Below are 18,151 nucleotides of genomic sequence, written 5' to 3'. Positions count from 1 at the left end.
CCGCCGCTACCCGACGACGAACACGCCGATGCGCGTGGTCCGGTCGTCGTCGTACACCGGGATCTCCCGCTGCACCGCCCGCTCACCCGCCAGGACCGCCTCGTCCAGCAGCGCCCGCACGTCCCCGGACGCGAGCCGGTCCGGGTCGAGACCCAGGCGGTCTTCCAGCACCGCGAGCGCGGCAGCAGTGCTGCCGCGATACACGGCTCGACGGGTCTCGTCGTACGCCCGCCCTGCAATCTCGTCCTCCACGTCGACCGCCGCGCCGAGGCCCTCGGCGAGCGAGGCGACGAACGCCCGTCCCGACGCCTCGTCCCGTGCCGCCTGGAGGGCGCCAGCCTCCTCAGGGTTCGCCGGGACGAGCTCCGGGGGCTGGAGGTCGTCGCTGCGGACGTAGCCCTCACGACCGTTGGTCGCCAGGACGCGGACCAGGTCACCGGTCACGGGCTCGGCGGGCCTGCCGACCCCTGTCGCGAACGCGCCGGCCGCAACGAGGGCGAGCACGACGAGCACCCCTCCCCCCACGACGAGCCGTCGGCGGGCGCCGGGGCGTCCTGCGCGGGTGCCGGTCTGCTCGGTCGTGGTCACGGGTCCCCCTGGCGGTGTCGGCGGCGCCGCCGTCGGCCCGCGTCGGGGCAGGTCACGGCCCCCGTCCGGCAGTCTGGCCGACAGCGGGCGCTCGCGGTACCCCGTCGCGACGAGGACGCCTCAGCCGGTCGACGGGCAGAAACGCTTCACCTCGTGCACCCCGACTGCGCCGCGCGGTACGACGTCCGTGGCACGTCGCGCACGCGGCGGTGCCGCCGAGGCGCGGGCGGGGCCCGCGGGGAGGAGACGGGAGTGCGACACGTGCGCGTCACGACGGGCCTGGCGGCGCTGGCCGCCGCGGGGGCGCTGCTCACCGGGACGGCGGCGGCGGCGCCCGCCGCGACGACCGACGACCTGGCCGCGACCGTGCACACCGCCGGTCGGGTCGTGCCCGGCGACGGCGTGCTGCGGTACAGCTGGCCGGGGGTCTCGTTCGAGGGCCGGTTCCGCGGCACGGGCGTCGGCATCGTGCTCGACGACGCGGTCAACGACTACGACGTCGTCGTCGACGGTGTGCGCGTCGAGACCCTGGTGACGCCCGGGAGCACGACGCACCAGGTCAGCGGCCTGGCGGACACCGCGCACACGATCCGGGTGGTCAAGCGCAGCGAGAGCCCGTGGGCCACGAGCACGTTCGGCGGGTTCGTCGCGGTGCCGGGCGGCGAGGTGCTGCCCGCGCCCGCGCCGCGGGACCTGCAGATCGAGCTCGTGGGCGACTCGCTCACCGCCGGCTACGGCAACGAGTCCACCAGTCGCGACTGCACGGGCGACCAGGTGCAGCGCACCACCAACGCGGACCTGTCGTTCGGCGCGATCGCCTCGCGCGAGCTGGGGGCCGACTACCAGGTCAACGCGTTCTCGGGCCGCGGCATGGTGCGCAACTACGGCGGCGGCGAGCCCGGCACCAGCTACCGGACGTACGCGGACCGCGCGCTGCTGGCCGTCGCGGGCGACGTGTGGCAGCGGCCCGCGAGCTGGCAGCCCGACGTCGTCGTGGTCGGCCTGGGCGTCAACGACTTCTCCACGCCGGTGGGCGCGGGCGAGCCGTGGACCGCGGCGTCGCTGCGCGCGGCGTACCTCGACGCCTACGCGGGCTTCGTCGACACGCTGCGCGCGCGGTACGGCCCGCAGACGCACCTCGTGCTCAGCTCGACCACCTACGGCGGCCCGGACCTGCCGGGGCTCGTGCAGCAGGTCGTCGACGCGGAGGTCGCCGCCGGTGACGACCGCGTCGTGCACTGGGACTACAGCGCCGTCCCGCTCGACCTCACCGGCTGCCACTGGCACCCCTCGCTGGCGGACCACCGCCGCATCGCCGCGAGCCTGACCGACGTCCTGGCGGACCTGCCGCTGGGCACCGGCCCGACCCCGACACCCACGCCCACGCCCACGCCCACGCCCACGCCCACGCCCACGGTGACCGCGACGCCCACGCCCACACCGACCTCCTCGCCGACCCCGACACCCACGCCGAGCCCGTCGCCCACGCCCGCCGGTCCCACGTGCCGCGCGACGCTCCAGGTGGTCAGCAGCTGGCCCGGGGGCTACCAGGCGGCCGTGACCGTCACGGCCGGGACGTCGGCGGTCGACGGCTGGTCGACGACGTTCACGCTCCCCACGGGCGGCGCCGTCGCGCAGGCGTGGTCGGCGGACGTCACGACCTCGGGCACGACCGTCACGGCCAGGAACGTGGCGTGGAACGGCCGCCTGGCCGCAGGTGCGTCGACGGCGTTCGGCTTCCTCGGCACCGGCCCCGCCCCGACCTCCGGCACGGTGACCTGCGCGGCCACGTGACCCCACCCACCCAGCCTGCGCCCGCCCACCCCTGACCGGGCGGCGACGACCGGGCTCCGGCTCACGCCAGCGGGTCTCGAACCGTGAGCAGGAGCCCGTTCGTCGGCAGACCTCCGGGCAGACGAGGGGCCAGGGTGGACCGGGAGGGCGGCGGCGTGGTCTGCTCCGGGGCAGACCACGTCCCGCGGCGCAGCGTGCGCCGCCCGACCGCCGGGAGGCAGCCGTGCCGTCGCCCGACGCCGTCGCACGCACCGCCGAGCTCCTGCGGGCCGACCCGGGTGCGCGCGGTGCGCTGCAGCGGCGGACGCTCGCCGTGGTCGTGGCCAGCCAGGTGCTCGGCGGGGCGGGACTCGCGGCGGGGATCACGGTCGGTGCCCTGCTCGCGGAGCAGATGCTCGGCGTGCCCGGGCTCAGCGGGCTGCCGATCGCGCTGTTCACGCTCGGGGCGGCGATCACGGCGTTCGGCGTGGGGCGGCTGACGCAGCGGTCCGGACGCCGCCCGGGCCTGGCCGCGGGGTTCGGTGCGGGCGGGCTCGGAGCGTTCGGGGTCGTGGCCGCGGCGGCGACCGGGAGCGTGCCCCTGCTGCTGGTGTCGCTGCTCGTCTACGGAGCCGGGTCGGCCACCAACCTGCAGGCCCGGTACGCGGGCGCCGACCTCGCGCCCGCGGAGGGCCGGGGCACGGCGGTGTCGGTCGCCCTGGTCTCGACGACGCTCGGCGCGGTCGCGGGGCCCAACCTCGTCGGACCGCTGGGCGTGCTCGCCGAGCGCGCCGGCCTGCCCGCGCTGGCGGGCCCGTTCGTGCTCGCCGGCGTCGCGTACCTGGCTGCGGGTGCTGTGCTGCTGGCGCTGCTGCGCCCCGACCCGTTCCTCGTCGCCCGCCACCTCGACGAGCAGACCGCCGCGACGGACGCGGACGCGCACCCCGACGGGACGCCCCGCGCCGCGCCCCGGGCCGGCGTGGGAGCGACCGTCGGCGCCACCGTCATGGTGCTCACGCAGATCGCGATGGTCGCGATCATGACGATGACGCCCGTGCACATGCGCACCCACCACCACGACCTGTCGACGATCGGCCTGGTCATCTCGGTGCACATCGGCGCGATGTACCTGCCGTCGCTCGTCACGGGTCGCCTCGTCGACCGCGTGGGCCGCACGCCGATGGCCGTCTCCGCGGCGGTCGTGCTGCTGCTCGCGGGGGTGACCGGAGCGCTCGCGCCGACGGGCTCGACGCCGATGATGCTGCTCTCGCTGACGCTGCTCGGGCTGGGCTGGAACATCGGGCTCATCGCCGGGACCGCGCTGGTCGTCGACGCGACCACGCCGGCCGACCGGGCGAGGACGCAGGGGTCGATCGACGTGCTCGTGGCGCTCAGCGGCGCCGGCGGCGGGGTCGCGTCCGGCCTGGTGATGCAGGCGACGAGCTGGACGGCCCTCGCCCTCGCGGGCGGTGCGCTGTCGCTGCTGCTCCTGCCGGTCCTCGCCTGGGCGCGCCGCACGCGCCGCTGACCGGGCGGGCGCCCGCGGGCGGCCGGTCGGGTCAGGGCAGAGCCAGCGCCACCGCGGAGAGCAGGCCGCCGGAGGTCACCGCGGCGACGACGAGCAGGGCCGTGACGAGCACGTAGCGGACGGTGCCGCGATCGGCGCCCGGAGCGGCGGCGGGGTGGCCGACGGGGTGCGCGACCGGGGGCACGGCGGGCCGCAGGCGGGGCGGGGCGGTGCGCACGTCGTGGCTCATGGCGTCTCCGGTCGTCGGGGGCGGTGTGCCGGGCAGGGTGCTGCGCGGCGTCTGCGTCGATCGTGCGCCACGCAGACCCCGGTGCGCGTCATCCCGCGGGACCGTCCTGCCTACGCCGTGAGGAGTAGACGGAGACTCGATCAGGAGCAGTAGTCGCAGAAGCCCGTCGCCGGCAGGACCATCGAGCACGTCGGGCACAGGACCGGCGGGGCCTCGGGGGCGGCGTTGGACTTGCGCGCCGGCTTGGCGGGCTGCGCGCTCTGGGTGCGCTTGCGCGGCTCGGCGCGGACGGGCGCGGCGGGGCGGGCCGCGGGGGCGGTGACCTCGAACCCGCGCTTGCGCAGGATGGACGACGCGGCGTCGACGCTGCTGGCGAACTCGTCCGACGTGGCCAGGCGGCCCGTCGCGTGCCGGTGCGCGACGCCGAGCACGGCGCCGGAGTCGTACGAGCGGCCCTCGTGCTCGAACGTCGCCGCCGTCGAGGGCGTGAAGCCGTAGACCCCGAGGAAGTCGTCCCGGCCCCGGGTGTCGTACTCCGCGATCGCCTGGAGGATGTGCTGACGCGTCACAGCGGAGAAGGTGGCCACGCGCCGAGCCTACGTCCGCGGCACGCCCCGCGGAACGCCGATCGTCCCGGTCCCGACGAGGCCCGACCGACGTCTGCCCAGGTCAGAGGCCCTCTCACGCCCCGCCTCGGGGCTGACCTGCCGTGCGTCACACCACCGCCCGCAACACCGGGACCTGCGACGGCTGCCCGGTCAACGGCCGCCGGGCTCCTGCCAGGCCACCAACGCCTGCCCCAGCGGCCCGTCCGTGCCCGGGTGCTCAGGGTGCCCCGGGTCGACCCTCACGAGAACGCCCCGCACACGGACGAGGTCCTCCGGGTGCCGGGCCCAGTGGTCGGCAGGCAGCCGAAGCACGGCGCTCAGCAGGTCGCCGGGGTACATGTGCCCCTCGCACCACGGGTCGTCGGCGAGCAGGTCGAGCGCCCGCGGGACGAGAACGGCCGGGGCGACGCGCTGCCCGAGCAGCAGCCGCAGGTCCTCGGTCGTGAGCTGCTCGACCGGGACGGTCCGCAGCTCGTGGGCACGCCTGACCAGCCGCGTGGCGTCGGGCGGCGCCGCGGGCGAGGCGGGCGGATCGAGCTCGTCGAGCGTCGGCCCGTGGGCCCACGACGCGTGCTCGGGGCGTGTCACCCGGCGACGGAGGCGAGGAGGGCGAGGTCGGCCGTGAGGATCTCGGCCTGGGCCTGCTCGCGCGGGACGAGGGGCGTGCCGTCGCCCGGCTGGGGGCCGTAGTCCGCGAAGAAGGCGTGCACGGCGCCCGGCACCTCGACGAACCGCGTGGTGGCGGGCAGGTTCGCCCGCGACGCCTCGACGTCCGCAGCCGTCGTCAGGCCGTCCTCGCCCGCCCACACGGACGTGACCAGCAGGTCCGCGCCGCTCATGTCGCCGATCGGGTACGACGCGTGCAGCAGCAGGCCGTCGACCTCGTCGTCGTGGCCGGCGGCGAACTGCGCGGCGGCGACCCCGCCCAGGGAGTGCCCGCCGACGGCCCACCGGTCGACGCCGTCGAACGCGGCCATCGCCTGCGCGGACTGGTCGGGCGAGGTCAGCGCGATGCCCAGCGGCTCCTTGAGCGCGACCACCAGGTACCCGGCCTCGGCGAGCGGGCGGAGCACGGCGGCGGTGGCGCGGACGTCGACGCGGGCGCCCGGGGAGTACACGAGGCCGGTGGTGGGCTCGGTGCCCTGCGGGACGAACGCGTACCAGCCGGCGGTCTCCTGGACGTCCACGGCGTCGTCCGGCGCCAGGGCCGCGAGCGCGACGTCCGTGGCGGGGAACGGCCGCAGCCACCACGCCACGCCTGCGAGGACGGCGAGCGCGCCGTACCCGGCGACGGCGCCGACGGCGCGCAGGACGCGGCGCCCGGCAGGTCGCGCCGGGCGGCGGGCCAGCACGACGCCGCGGACGAGCACGAGCACCCCGGCCAGCAGGCTGACGGCGAGCAGCACCGCGAGCGCGGGGTGCTGGTGGGCGACGGTGTCGCCGGTGCTGGCGACGACGGCCACGGGTGCGACGACGAGGGCAGCACCGACGAGGGCGCGCAGGCCGAGGCCCGCCCGCCGGGCGAGGGAGCGGGTCGGAGCGGGCTGGTCGCCAGGGAGGCGGCTGGACGGCGCGGCGGTCATCCGAGCACTCTACCGATCGCTCAGCATGCTGAGCATTTGTTGTCGCACGTGCGACGCCAGACGGGCCGCTGCGGCTGCCACCGGCGGGCTGTCGTCCGTTTGCATGATCCGATGACGTCCGTCTGTTAGATAGGAACGCGTCCGTTTGTTAGATAGAAGCCCGTCCAGCTGTTAGATTGGCGGCATGGTGTATCGCCGCCGCGTCGTGGACGACCTGATCGACGAGCTGTTCGAGCACCTCGGCGCGATCGCGCTCGAAGGCGCCAAGGGAGTCGGCAAGACCGCGACGGCGACCCAGCGCGCAGCCACGATCCTCACTCTCACCGACCCACGACGCCGCGAGGTCCTGGAGGCCGATCTCGATCTCGTGACCGCCGCGCCTGCGCCCGTGCTCGTCGACGAGTGGCAGCTCGTCCCGGCGATCTGGGACCGGGTCCGGCACGCGGTCGACGACGACGGCACGGGCGGACGGTTCTTGCTCACAGGTTCCGCCGGGCCCGCCCCCGGCACCCGCATCCACTCCGGAGCCGGCCGGATCGTCAGCCTCCCCATGCGTCCGCTCGCCGTGAGCGAGAGGGGCCTCGGGGAGCCGACCGTCTCGCTGCGCGCGCTCCTCGCTGGCGGACGGCCGGACGTCGACGGAGCGACGGACGTCGACCTCGCGACCTACACCGAGGAGATCCTGCGCTCGGGCTTCCCCGGGATCCGCGACCTTCCGCAGCGCGCGCGCCAGGTCCAGCTCGACAGCTACGTGACCCGCATCGTCGACCGTGAGCTCCCTGAGAACGGGGTCGCCGTCCGCCGACCTCGGACGTTGCGCGCCTGGCTCGCCGCGTACGGCGCGGCGACAGCGACGGACGCCTCCTGGTCGACCATTCTCGACGCCGCGACCGCGGGGGAGACCAAGAAGCCCGCCCGGCAGACCGTCGACACCTACCGTGACCACCTGGAACGGCTCTTCGTGCTCGACCCCCTACCTGCGTGGTCCCCCACGTTCGCCCCGCTCCGGCGGCTGACCCGCGGACCCAAGCACCACCTCGTCGACCCGGCGATCGCCGCGCGCCTCGTCGGCGTCGGCGCGGACGGCCTGCTGCGCGGCGACGGCACCCGGGTCGCCGCGCAGACCGGCACGTGGTTGGGAGCGCTCTTCGAGTCCCTCGTGACGCAGAGCGTCCGCGTCTATGCGACGGCCGCGGATGCGCAGGTAGGACACCTGCGCACCAAGGGCACCGACCACGAGGTCGACCTCGTGGTCGAGGGGTCGGACCGGCGCGCCGTGGCGATGGAGGTGAAGCTCGCTGCGACGGTCGGCGACCAGGACGTGCGGCACCTGCTCTGGCTGGGTGAGCAGCTGGGTGACCGGCTGGCCGACAGCGTCGTCGTGACGACCGGGCCGTTCGCGTACCGCCGCCCGGACGGCATCGCCGTGGTGCCCCTCGCACTCCTGGGCCCCTGAGCACCGGCATCCGGGCATGTGTGACGGGTCTCACATCGGACATGGCGGTAAACGGTGCCACCCGCACCGGGGCTCCTGAGAGATTCCTGTGCGCCCGGGCGACCCGCGTCCCGGCACGACACGACGGCAGGACGCGATGGCAAGGATCGACCCCAAGGCACTGCTCAGCGGATGGGCTGACAGCGCCGCCCGCATGGACGAGTTCGTCACCGTCTCGGACCTCCTGGAGGCCGCCGCCCAGGGCGCCGCGGACGACGACCTCCTCGTCGCACGCGCACGGGCAGCGGTCCTCGCCGGTCGCCCGGCCCTCGCCGCCGGCCTCCTCGCGGACGTCGACCGGGACGTCCTCGACGCCGACGAGCACACCTGGAAGGACGTCGTCGCGATGGCGGCCTGGGCTGCGGACGGCGACCACGACGCGCTCGCCGCGCTCGTCCGGCTGGGCCACGGGCTGCCTGGGCCTCAGGCCGTCGCGCACGCCTACCTCCTCGCGCGCGCCGCCGAGCAGATCGGTCAGCACGACCTCGCCGACGGGGTGTGGCGCGCCCTGTCCGAGACCGACTCTCCGACCATGCTCGTGCAGCGACGCGCCCGCGTCGCCGCGGTCCTGCACCGGTCCACGACCGACGACGGCGACGCGGGCGCCGCCGTGGGCACGGCGGCACGCAGCCTCGCCGACATGGTCCCGATGCCCGAGGACGACCTGCGCCCGACACGGGACGTGGTCGAGCGGCTGGAGGCGCGCGGCGACGCGGACGGGGCGTGGCTCGTGCTCGAGGCGCTGTCGCGGCTCCGACCCGGCGCGACCGGTGTGCGAGCGATGCTCGCCGAGCGCGCACCCACGCACCCCCGGTGGCGGGTCGTCGGGCTGCGCGTCCTCGCGGCCGCGGGGGCGGTCGCCGTGGCGGCGTACTGCATCGCGGCCGGCATCGACGCGCTCCTGCCGAGCGTCGCCGTGGTGGCGGCCAGCTCCGCGTGGCTGCACTCGCCGACGCCGCGCGAGAAGGCCCTGAACGGTGCCGACGCGAAGGTGCTGAAGGACGTCCGGGGCATCGGCCCCGACGTGGGCACGAGGTTCTCCGGACTACGCCAGCTCGTCCTCGGTCTGGGAGGGCTCGTGCTGGGCTTCATCTTCTCGGTCATCGCGATCGCCATCGCGATCGAGGAGGGACCCTGGTACCCGTACTTCGTGGACAACCCGGCGACGGCGGACGGCATCGCCTGGCCGCTCGCCACGATGTTCGGGCTGCTCGGAGGCGCGGGCGGGGCGCGGCTCGGACGGCGCGTCCTCGAGCGCGAGTCCGCGCGGTGGGTGGACCGGCTGCGCGAGGACAGCGTGAAGCACACGCGCGAGTGCGTCTGCGTCGCAGCGGTCGGCATGCGCGGGGTCGAGACCGAGAGGTACCTGGCGCAGCACCTGGTGGAGGCGTCCCCCGAGATCGCGGGCCTGACGCCGGCGATCGCCGACTCCGACCTGACCAGCCACCAGTGCCCGATCTCGCGGACGCCGTGGCTCGCGGTGCGCACGCCGGGTCGCGAGGCCCTCCTGGTCAAGGGCGTCCTCGCGAAGGTGAAGGAGTCGGAGGAGCCCGCCGGGGGCTACCTCTGAGAGGGCGCGGTCACGGGAGGCGGGTGGCGTCGCGGCGGTACATCGCCGCGTGGTCGTGCAGCTCGGGGCGGCCCGTGGCGTCGGCGTGCGCGTCGGTCCAGGCGGCCAGGTCCAGCAGGCGCTCGCGCATCGTGACGAGGACCGCCGCGGGCTCGGGTGCGCGGTCGGTGCCGTACGCGTCGAGCAGCACGCCGAGGCGTTCGGCCGGGGTCGGGCCCGGTGGGGCGGGCATGTCCTCGCACCAGCCGCACATGCGGTAGGCGAGGTAGGCCAGGTCCCACGCGCGCGGGCCGGGCGAGGCCATGTCGACGTCGATGATCCCGACGAGGCGACCGTCGGCGTGGACCATGTTGTACGGGGCGAGGTCGTTGAGGCAGACCACCTCGGCGGGCTCGCGCACCGGGGACCTCCACACGGCGGCTGGTGGCGCGAACCCGACGGTGGCGTCGTGCCAGCGGCGCGCCGTCCGCCCCGCGTCCCGCAGCACCGCCGGGTCCCACACCCAGGCCGGCACCGGCCACCCGCCGACCTCGCCGGGCACCCACGTGAGCACCTCGCGCCCGTCGGCGTCCACACCCAGGGGTGCGGGCACCACGTCGACGCCCTGCGCACGCACCCACGCGAGCAGCGCGTGCACCGTCGGCGTCCACGGGCCGGCCGTGCGGCGGACGGTGTCCCCGACCCGCACGACCCGGTTGACGTTCCCGCCCCCGAGCTCGACCTCGTCGGTCATGCCGCTCCTCCGTCGCCCGCGAGGGCGCCCGCGCGCACCCCGACCGGCGTCACGGCTCGACCAGCTCGACGCGCAGCGCGGCGGCGGCCGCGCGGGCGCGGGTGCGGGCGGCGGCGGTGTCGGCACCGCGGGCGAGGGTCACGGCGACCCGGCGGCGGCCGTCGACGCGGGGCTTGCCGAACAGCCGCAGGTCGGTGCCCGGCTCGGCGAGGGCCGCGTCGACGCCGGCGAAGACGGGCACGCCGGTGCCCTCGGCGAGCACCGCGCAGGACGCGGCCGGGCCGAGCGCCAGCACGGCGGGCACGGGCAGCCCGAGGATGGCGCGGGCGTGCAGCGCGAACTGCGAGAGGTCCTGCGAGACGAGCGTGACCAGCCCGGTGTCGTGCGGGCGCGGGGACACCTCGGAGAACAGCACCTCGCCGCCGCGCACGAACAGCTCGACGCCGAAGACGCCCCACCCGCCGAGCGCCTGCGTGACGGCACCGGCGACGCGCTCGGCCTCGGCGAGCACGTCGGCGCCCAGCAGGTGCGGCTGCCACGACTCGCGGTAGTCGCCGTCGACCTGCACGTGCCCGACCGGCGGCAGGAACGTGACCCCGCCCGCGTGCCGCACGGTGAGCAGCGTGATCTCGTCGTCGAAGTCCACGAACCCCTCGACGATGACGCGCCGCCCCGCCGCGCGCCCGCCCTCCACGGCGGCGCGCCAGGCCGCGTCGACGTCGTCGGCCGACCGGACGACCGACTGGCCCTTGCCCGACGACGACATGACAGGCTTGACAACGCACGGCACGCCGAGCGCGGCGACGGCCTCGCGCAGACCCTCCAGGTCCTCGACGAACCGGTACGGCGACGTCGGCAGGCCCAGCTCCTCGGCGGCGAGGCGGCGGATGCCCTCCCGGTCCATCGTCAGCCGCGTCGCGCGCGCCGTCGGCACGACCCGCGCCAGCCCCTCCTCCTCGACCTGCGCGAGCACCTGCGTGGCGATGGCCTCGATCTCCGGCACCACCACGTGCGGGCGCTCGGCGTCGACCACCGCCCGCAGCGCGACGGGGTCGAGCATGTCGAGCACGTGCGCGCGGTGCGCGACCTGCATGGCCGGGGCGTCGGCGTACCGGTCGGCGGCGACGACCTCGGCCCCGAGCCGCTGCAGCTCGATCGCGACCTCCTTGCCGAGCTCGCCGGCGCCCAGCAGCAGCACGCGGGTGGCGGTGGGCGTGAGCGGGGTCCCGAGGCGCACGGTCATGCCGCCATCCTGGCAGGGCCCCGGCGTCGCCCGACCCTCTACCGGGCCTGGGCCACGGACCGGTCGAGCGGCACGGCGGCGGACCACGACCGGAAGCCGCGCAGGAGCAGCCACAGGCCGAACGAGAGCTCCCAGAGGAAGATCGGGAGCACCGCGACCATCGACAGCGGCGAGGTCTGCTCGTTGAGGCCGTAGGCGGTGGCCAGCACGGAGACGATCTGGAGCGGGGCGCCGACGAGCCCGAGCAGCGGGATCGCGCGGGGCACGAGGCGGGCCTGCAGCACGACGGACGCGAGCAGCAGCGCGTTGACCGCGGACATCAGGCCGGGGCCGAGCAGGAAGGTCTGGTCGCGGACGGCGACGAGACCGTCGGCGACGGCGCCGAGGGCAGGGTCGGCGCCACCGGCCGCCGCGACGCCGCGCAGCGTGACGACGGCGAGCACGCTGAGCACCCCGACGAGGATGATCGCGGCCTCCATCACCCGCGACGTGACGAACCCGACCGCGCGCACCTCGGTGGTGCGGCGCAGCACGGGCAGCAGGACGACGGCGGTGCCGATGCACGCGGCCGCGTTGACCGCGTCGAGCAGGGCGCCGGTGACGACGCGCGCGTCGGCGTCGGGGCCGGTGAGGTAGTCACCGCCGACGAGCACGGGCGCGAGCAGCGCGAGGGCGGGGATCGAGGAGACGAACGTCAGCAGGTAGAGCGCGCCCGCGAGCGCGGCGGTGCGTCGGTCGGGGGTCATGGTGGCTCCCTCATCGCGAGGTGTACGGCGTACACCTTCGTCACGGGACCGTAGGGTGTACGGCGTACGCCAGTCAAGGGCGGGGACGGAGGTCGTGACCGTGGGAGCACCCGGCACGTCGCCGCGCCGCGAGCGTCTGAACCGCGAGCGCGTGCTCGCCGCCGCGGTCGCCCTGGCCGACGCCGAGGGCGTGGACGCGCTGAGCATGCGGCGCCTCGCGGACCACCTCGGCGTGGTGCCGATGGCGCTGTACAAGCACGTCGCGCACAAGGACGCGCTGCTCGACGGCATGGTCGAGCACGTGATCGCCGAGATCGACGCCCCGGACCCGGACGCGGGCTGGCGGGCGGCGCTGCGCGCGCGCACCCTGTCGGCCCGCGGCGCGCTGCTGCGGCACCCGTGGGCGCGGCGGGTGCTGGAGACCCGGACCACGCAGACCCCCGCGGTGCTCGAGTACCTGGACGCGACGATCGCGGTGCTGCGTCGTGACGGGTTCTCGGACGAGCTGACGCACCACGTGATGCACGCGCTCGGCAGCCGGGTGTGGGGGTTCACGCAGGAGCTGTTCGTCGCCCCCGCGCCGGCGGCTCCCCCGGACCCGGAGATGCTGCGGGCGGTGATGGAGCGGTTCCCGAACGTCGCGGCGATCGCGGCCCCCGCCCGCCACGACGGCGCGACCGTGGTGGGCCCGGGCTGCGACGACCAGGCCGAGTTCGAGTTCGCGCTGGACCTGGTGCTCGACGGCATCGCGCTGCGGCACGCGCAGGGCTGGACCCCTCCTCCCCCGACGGCACCCGAGGTGACCCCGTGACCGGTTCCGAGCAGCCCCCGCGCGCGCAGCGCCTGCGGGCCACCGACCTGCACCCGCAGCTGCGGCGCACGTTCCGCCTGGTGCCGAACCCGCCGGTGCGGCGGCGGTGGACGCTGGCGCTCATGCAGGCCGGGGGCTCCAGCCGACGCCCGCCACGCGTGCTGCAGGGCGTGGGGCACCGGTACGTCGACCTCGCCGACGGGCGGGGCGCGGGCGTGCACGTGTTCACCCCGGCGGGAGCGCGCCCGCGCGCGGCCGTGCTGTGGGTGCACGGCGGCGGCATGGTGGTGGGCAGCGCCGCGCAGGACCACGCGCGGTGCGTGGCGCTGGCGCGCGACCTCGACCTCGTGGTCGTCTCGGCGGAGTACCGCCTCGCACCCGGGCACCCGTACCCGGCGCCGCTCGACGACGTCCACGCGGCGTGGACGTGGGTGCTGGAGCACGCGGACGAGATCGGCGTCGACCCGGCGCGCGTCGCCGTGGGCGGGCAGAGCGCCGGCGGCGGCCTGGCCGCGGGGCTGGTGCTGCGCGTGCACGACGAGGGCGGTCCGCAGCCGGCGGCGCAGTGGCTGTTCTGCCCGATGCTCGACGACCGCACCGCCGCGGACCGCTCGCACGACGCGGTGCGCCACTACGTGTGGAACAACGCGTCCAACCGGGCGGGGTGGTCCGCGTACCTCGGCGACGCACCCGGCGGGGACGACGTGCCGGCGTACGCGGCGCCCGCGCGGCGCACCGACCTGTCGGGCCTGCCGCCCGCCTGGGTGGGCGTGGGCGACGTCGACCTCTTCCACGCCGAGGACGCCGACTACGCGCGCCGCCTGTCGGACGCGGGGGTGCCCTGCGTCCTCGACGTCGTGCCCGGCGGCCCGCACGCGCTGGAGTCGCTCGCCGCCGACGCCCCGGTCTCCCGCGAGTACCGCACCCGCGCCGAGGACTGGCTGGCTGCCCGGCTCGGCGTGGCGCGCCCGTCCGGCGAGGAGGCGGCACCGGTAGCGTGACCGGGGAGCGCCACCCGCACACCCCGTGAGGTCACCGTGCACGCTGCCGCACACCGGTCATGGAGCCTGAGCCAGGGCGACGACCCGCTCCTGACGACCGCCCTGCTCGTGCGCGACACCCTCGGCCTGGTCGTCACCGCCGAGGACGTCCCTCCCCCGGTCACCACGCCCGCACCACCGCGGCCCTCCGACGGCCTGGCCGCCGCGTGGCTGCACTGGTGGCGCGACCTGCTCCGGCTCGTCGTCGAGGACCACGCCGACCCCGCCCCCGACGACCCCGCCGCCATGATGGCGTGGGCGACCGCCCGCGAGGCACGCCGCCGGCACGTCGGGCAGCCGCTCGACGGGTTCGCGGCCCTCGCCGGCACCCCGGAGCTGCAGGACGCCGCGCGGGCCGTGGACCGCTCCGACCTCGCCGCGGCGCACGAGGACGCCTTCGCCGCACGTTCCCGGCATCTGGGTGCCCTGTCCGACGTCGTGGCCCAGGTCTCCGCCGAGCGCGGGGTCGACCCGTCGTCGTTGCACGGCACCGTCGTCCACGTGCCTGCACCCGCACACTGGTGGCAACCCCTCGCACCAGGCCTGGTCCTCGCCTCGATCCACCTCCCGACGCCGGACGCCGCCCGTGCGGCCTGGCTGGCCTGACCGGGACGGACCGCACCCCGACCGATCCGAGTCCGAACTGGGACCGTGCTGCGGTCGCCCGCCGTCAGAGCGACTGCCGGCACCGCTGGATGCGACGGGTGACGAGCTCGGTCAGGCGTTCCGGGAGGTCGCTGCCGAGGGCACGGACGTCGTCGTCGTCGGCCGCAGCGGCGAACGCGCCGGGTACACGATCCATGAGGCTCGCGGCTCGGTCGCGCACCTCGTCGACGGTCAGGGAGAACTCCGCCGCGACCTTGGGCCACATCGTCGGGCTCCGGCTCAGCAACGAGTAGTCCTTGCCGTACCGCATCGCCAGGCGGACCTTGCGCAGGGTCGCGTCCTCGTACGGAAGCACGGACGCGACGTCGTACAGGGGTGCGAACGCGACCTGCGGCCCCGCCAGCAGCAGGGCGTAGTTCTTGGCATGCCCGTCGGTGCCCGCGATCAGCCAGTTGAAGGTGACGGCGTCGAAGAATCGGCGAACCCCCTCGAGCGCCTGGTCGGCCGGCAGCACCGACCGGAGCAGCGCGCAGACGTCCGTGGTCGACGGTCCGCCCTCGTTCTCGTACTTCTCGGAGGGCGCGCGTCCCAGGGCCTGGCACACGTCCTCCTGATGGATGCGCCGGAGCCACGGGGATCCTGGTGCCCGGTCGTAGCGCGTCGCCACGACCGCCGACACGTCCTCGAACCGCACGACGCGAGTCGGAGCAGCCACGAGCCCGGCCAGGGCTGCGGCCCGCAGGCACAGGTGCTCGTTGAGGTCGTGCTGGTCGAGACCGGCGATCGCGGGCTTGAGGATGTGGCTGGTCGCTGCGGCACCCGACGGGACGCCCCAACGGTCGGACGCGTCGTCCCGCAGGAGCGCGGTCTTGGCCTGCGCGCCCGCGAGCGAGAACCTGCCCATGACCTCGGTGCCCAACCACGTCGACGCGTCCTGCCGCAGGTCGCGGAGCCGTCGGGCCACCTCGGCCTCCGAGAGCCACCGGACGTCACCGGCGCCTGCCAGTGCCTCCTCGAGCCGCTCCGGCGGGACGAACCTCGCCGCGCCCGCGCACTCCTCACCGACCGGCGTCGACAGCAGCGCGAAGGGTGACGACGCGCTGACGGAGAACCTGCGCCCCCACGACCTGCGCACGGCTTCGCTGTCGGGGAGAAGCCCATCCAGCCACGGCGCCACGGTCGCATTGCCGTACGGGGCCGGCGACAGCGGCATGCCGACCGAGATCGGCGTACCTCCCCGTGCGACGTACTCCCGCTCGTAGGTCAGTCGCACGGCCCCTCGCACCCGTCTGATCGTTGCGGCGTGCTGGCCCTCCATGACGACCGCGAGCTCGTCAGGCGCCCTCGTCATCGCTGCTGCCGTCCTCTCCGCCTGAGCGGGCGTCCCGTCGGGCCTCGGCCGCGACGCGTGCCAGGTGGTCCGCCAGGTCCGGGACGGCGACCGGCCGGACCCCCGGCGCGACGGGCTCGTCCTCGGCACCGCGCGCGTCGATCGTGACGTCGAGCGCGGCCAGCACGCGCAGGACGAGGGCCAGCTCGACCCGCCCCGGTGCACCGTTCTCGAACCCGTAGACCCACTTGCGGGACACGCCCGTGCGCTCGGCCAGCTCGGCCTGCGTCAGACCCCGCTCCTGACGACGGTTCCGCACGAGAACCTGCAGGTCCCGCACGCTCACGATGTTCACGATGCCACCCCTCAGGCCTCCGTACGGTGCCACAGGCAGAATGCCACCGTTCGGTGGCTCCTCGTTCACGACACAGTACGGTGTCCTTGCCACGCCGTCAGCGCGGACGCCCACCCCGATGGTCGTTCCTGGTCGGAGGAGTCCACGCCCCCCGCGGCGCGCGCGTTCGACAGGGAGCCTGCGCCGGTGCGGCACGGTCGAGCGCCGTTGTGAGGTCACCCAGGGTCAGGCGGTCCCGTGGACCTCGGCGACGTCGCGGGTCGCGGCCCACGCGGACAGCAGGCGCAGGGCGTCGGCGGACGCCGTGCCGGGGACGGCGTTGTAGACGGTCAGCGCGTGCCCGGGGTCGCTGGGCAGGTCGAGCTGGTGGTAGCTGAGCTCGACGTCCCCGACCACGGGGTGGTGGAACACCTTGGTCCCGGCGTGGTGCAGGCGGACCTCGTGGGCCGCCCACAGCCCCCGGAAGTCCTCGCTCCGGGTGGACAGCTCGCCGACCAGGCCTGAGAGCGCGCGGCTGCGCGGGTGCTGGCCCGCGGCCATGCGCAGCAGGGCGACCGAGACGCGTGCGGCACCGTCCCAGTCCGGGTAGAAGTCCCGCGCGGCGGGGTCGAGGAACGCGAACCGCGCGAAGTTCGGGCGGCGGTCGCCCGCGCTGTCGAGCATGGGCGAGTACAGCGCACGGGCCAGGTGGTTCATCGCGACGACGTCGAGGAAGGGGCTCCCGACGAAGGCCACGGCCTCCGTCATCGCGTCGACCATCCACTGCAGGCTCGGACGCGGGGCCGGGCCGCCGGGGCGGGTGCGCGGGGCGGCGGGGCGGGCCCGGGTGACGGCACGGACCAGGTCCAGCAGGTGGGTGTGCTCGGCCTCGTCCAGCCCCAGGGCCCGCGAGACCGCCTCGAGCACGGACTCCGACGGGTTGCCGACCTTCCCCTTCTCGAGCCGCGTGTAGTAGTCCGTGGAGACGCCGGCGAGCATCGCAACCTCCTCCCGGCGCAGCCCGGGCACCCGCCGCGCACCGACGCTGGTGATGCCCGCCTGCTCCGGGGTCAGGCGCGCGCGCCGGCTGATGAGCAGGTCGCGCAGCTCGTCGCGGGGGTCCATGCCCTCGAGCGTAGGCACGCGACGCCCGGGCAGACAGGGGTGCGCCAGACCCCCCGCTGCGACCGACGGGCGCAGGTGCCGGGGCCGCGGCAGAGGGGGGTCCGACAGGGCCCCGCACCCGGCTGGCGGGAGCGGGGCCGGCGGCAGCACGATCGAGGGGACCCGACCGCAGCGAGGAGCAGCCGTGCACGACGCGCAGAGCCCGACCCGCAGGAGCCGACCCGTCCGGGCGGCGGCCGTGCTGGTCGCCGCCCTGGTGTCCGGCGCGGGCTGCGCGCCCGGGCCGACGGCACCGACGACGGCTGACGACGGCCCGACCGGCGCGCCCGCGACGCAGCCCGCCACGCCGCCCGCCCCCACCCCGACGACCCCGGAGGACACCGTGGGCAGCACCCGCATCGTCATCGTCGCCGAGGGCCTGCGGCTGGACGCGCACCTGGACGACAACCCCGCCGCCCGCTCCCTGCTCGACCAGCTCCCCGTGACGATCACCATGGACGACTTCGGCGGGCAGGAGAAGATCGGCAGCCCGCCCCGGCCGCTGACCATGGAGCAGATGCCCGAGGGCGCGGACCCCGACGTCGGCACCATCGGCTACTACGCGCCGTCCGACGGGGTCGTCCTCTACTACGCCGACGTCGGGTACTACCCCGGCATCGCCGTCCTCGGGCAGGTCGACGGCAGCGTCGACGCGCTCGTCGACCTGCCCGACGGCACCCCCGTCACGATCGACCGCGCCCCCTGACGGGCGCCACCACCCCACCCCGCCGCGCGCCCGCCCCCGGGCCCGCGGGACGACACCAGGAGAA

Annotated in this window: 19 protein-coding genes; 8 read left to right on the top strand and 11 right to left on the bottom strand. The window is 75.8% G+C overall.

From position 1 onward, the window contains the following. Positions 1–6: 6 nt before the first annotated feature. Entirely contained in the window at positions 7–588 is a 582-nt protein-coding gene (locus FBY24_RS06810) for a hypothetical protein (RefSeq protein ID WP_142159190.1), read from the bottom strand. A gap of 261 nt (positions 589–849) precedes the next feature. Between FBY24_RS06810 and FBY24_RS06805 the strand changes: the two genes are divergently transcribed. Both FBY24_RS06805 and FBY24_RS06800 read left to right on the top strand, forming a co-directional pair. After that, complete coding sequence (locus FBY24_RS06805; RefSeq protein ID WP_255432271.1) at positions 850–2,382, top strand: cellulose binding domain-containing protein; 1,533 nt, start codon at positions 850–852, stop codon at positions 2,380–2,382. Between the two features lie 223 nt (positions 2,383–2,605). Beyond that, positions 2,606–3,889, top strand: coding sequence for an MFS transporter (locus tag FBY24_RS06800; RefSeq protein ID WP_255432270.1), 1,284 nt, complete (start codon positions 2,606–2,608; stop codon positions 3,887–3,889). A gap of 31 nt (positions 3,890–3,920) precedes the next feature. On the opposite strand, the gene FBY24_RS06795 is transcribed toward FBY24_RS06800, so the two are convergent. From FBY24_RS06795 to FBY24_RS06780, 4 genes are all read right to left on the bottom strand, one after another. Continuing rightward, positions 3,921–4,118: a hypothetical protein gene (locus FBY24_RS06795; RefSeq protein ID WP_142159186.1), complete on the bottom strand. Its 198-nt coding sequence runs from the start codon at positions 4,116–4,118 to the stop codon at positions 3,921–3,923. Positions 4,119–4,258: 140 nt separating this feature from the next. Then, complete coding sequence (locus FBY24_RS06790) at positions 4,259–4,705, bottom strand: hypothetical protein (protein WP_142159184.1); 447 nt, start codon at positions 4,703–4,705, stop codon at positions 4,259–4,261. Positions 4,706–4,876: 171 nt separating this feature from the next. Further along, entirely contained in the window at positions 4,877–5,314 is a 438-nt protein-coding gene (locus FBY24_RS06785; protein WP_142159182.1) for a contact-dependent growth inhibition system immunity protein, read from the bottom strand. Then, complete coding sequence (locus tag FBY24_RS06780) at positions 5,311–6,309, bottom strand: alpha/beta hydrolase (protein WP_142159180.1); 999 nt, start codon at positions 6,307–6,309, stop codon at positions 5,311–5,313. The genes FBY24_RS06785 and FBY24_RS06780 overlap by 4 nt, the downstream gene beginning before the upstream one ends. A 184-nt stretch (positions 6,310–6,493) precedes the next feature. Between FBY24_RS06780 and FBY24_RS06775 the strand changes: the two genes are divergently transcribed. Together FBY24_RS06775 and FBY24_RS06770 are read left to right on the top strand one after the other, a co-directional pair. After that, on the top strand, positions 6,494–7,765 hold the full coding sequence (locus tag FBY24_RS06775; protein WP_142159178.1) for an ATP-binding protein: 1,272 nt from the start codon (positions 6,494–6,496) through the stop codon (positions 7,763–7,765). A gap of 136 nt (positions 7,766–7,901) precedes the next feature. Continuing rightward, positions 7,902–9,374: a hypothetical protein gene (locus FBY24_RS06770; RefSeq protein ID WP_142159177.1), complete on the top strand. Its 1,473-nt coding sequence runs from the start codon at positions 7,902–7,904 to the stop codon at positions 9,372–9,374. 10 nt (positions 9,375–9,384) lie between these two features. Here the strand turns inward: FBY24_RS06770 and FBY24_RS06765 are convergent, their stop codons facing one another. The 3 genes from FBY24_RS06765 to FBY24_RS06755 are packed head-to-tail and all read right to left on the bottom strand — an operon-like array spanning position 9,385 to position 12,096. Then, the gene (locus FBY24_RS06765) at positions 9,385–10,107 is read right to left on the bottom strand and encodes an aminoglycoside phosphotransferase family protein (protein WP_142159175.1); all 723 of its coding nucleotides are present in this window, start codon (positions 10,105–10,107) and stop codon (positions 9,385–9,387) included. Between the two features lie 49 nt (positions 10,108–10,156). Next, the gene (gene purT, locus FBY24_RS06760; protein WP_142159173.1) at positions 10,157–11,350 is read right to left on the bottom strand and encodes a formate-dependent phosphoribosylglycinamide formyltransferase; all 1,194 of its coding nucleotides are present in this window, start codon (positions 11,348–11,350) and stop codon (positions 10,157–10,159) included. A gap of 38 nt (positions 11,351–11,388) precedes the next feature. Beyond that, a complete protein-coding gene (locus FBY24_RS06755) occupies positions 11,389–12,096 on the bottom strand; it encodes a DUF4386 domain-containing protein (RefSeq protein WP_142159171.1) in 708 nt (235 codons plus the stop codon). Between the two features lie 100 nt (positions 12,097–12,196). On the opposite strand from FBY24_RS06755, the gene FBY24_RS06750 reads away from it, so the two are divergent. From FBY24_RS06750 to FBY24_RS06740, 3 genes are read left to right on the top strand one after another with little or no spacing between them, the layout of a single operon-like run. Further along, complete coding sequence (locus FBY24_RS06750; RefSeq protein ID WP_255432269.1) at positions 12,197–12,907, top strand: TetR/AcrR family transcriptional regulator C-terminal domain-containing protein; 711 nt, start codon at positions 12,197–12,199, stop codon at positions 12,905–12,907. Then, a complete protein-coding gene (locus tag FBY24_RS06745) occupies positions 12,904–13,908 on the top strand; it encodes an alpha/beta hydrolase (RefSeq protein ID WP_304515636.1) in 1,005 nt (334 codons plus the stop codon). Before FBY24_RS06750 ends, FBY24_RS06745 begins: the two co-directional genes overlap by 4 nt. A 36-nt stretch (positions 13,909–13,944) precedes the next feature. Continuing rightward, on the top strand, positions 13,945–14,553 hold the full coding sequence (locus tag FBY24_RS06740; protein WP_142159168.1) for a hypothetical protein: 609 nt from the start codon (positions 13,945–13,947) through the stop codon (positions 14,551–14,553). 64 nt (positions 14,554–14,617) lie between these two features. Here the strand turns inward: FBY24_RS06740 and FBY24_RS06735 are convergent, their stop codons facing one another. The 3 genes from FBY24_RS06735 to FBY24_RS06725 all read right to left on the bottom strand — a co-directional run bounded on the left by FBY24_RS06735 (position 14,618) and on the right by FBY24_RS06725 (position 17,342). Next, positions 14,618–15,904: a HipA domain-containing protein gene (locus FBY24_RS06735; RefSeq protein ID WP_142159166.1), complete on the bottom strand. Its 1,287-nt coding sequence runs from the start codon at positions 15,902–15,904 to the stop codon at positions 14,618–14,620. Continuing rightward, a complete protein-coding gene (locus FBY24_RS18950) occupies positions 15,888–16,238 on the bottom strand; it encodes a helix-turn-helix domain-containing protein (protein ID WP_160158450.1) in 351 nt (116 codons plus the stop codon). Before FBY24_RS18950 ends, FBY24_RS06735 begins: the two co-directional genes overlap by 17 nt. Positions 16,239–16,463: 225 nt before the next feature. Continuing rightward, a complete protein-coding gene (locus FBY24_RS06725) occupies positions 16,464–17,342 on the bottom strand; it encodes a helix-turn-helix domain-containing protein (protein WP_142159162.1) in 879 nt (292 codons plus the stop codon). 184 nt (positions 17,343–17,526) lie between these two features. On the opposite strand from FBY24_RS06725, the gene FBY24_RS06720 reads away from it, so the two are divergent. Beyond that, entirely contained in the window at positions 17,527–18,087 is a 561-nt protein-coding gene (locus FBY24_RS06720; protein WP_142159160.1) for a cyclophilin-like fold protein, read from the top strand. The last annotated feature ends 64 nt before the right edge of the window (positions 18,088–18,151 follow it).

Origin of the sequence: Cellulomonas sp. SLBN-39 (genome assembly GCF_006715865.1) — a bacterium.
Taxonomy (GTDB): Bacteria; Actinomycetota; Actinomycetes; order Actinomycetales; family Cellulomonadaceae; genus Cellulomonas.
The sequence above is the reverse complement of the archived record's forward strand: the minus strand, read 5'-3'. Positions and strand labels throughout refer to the sequence as shown.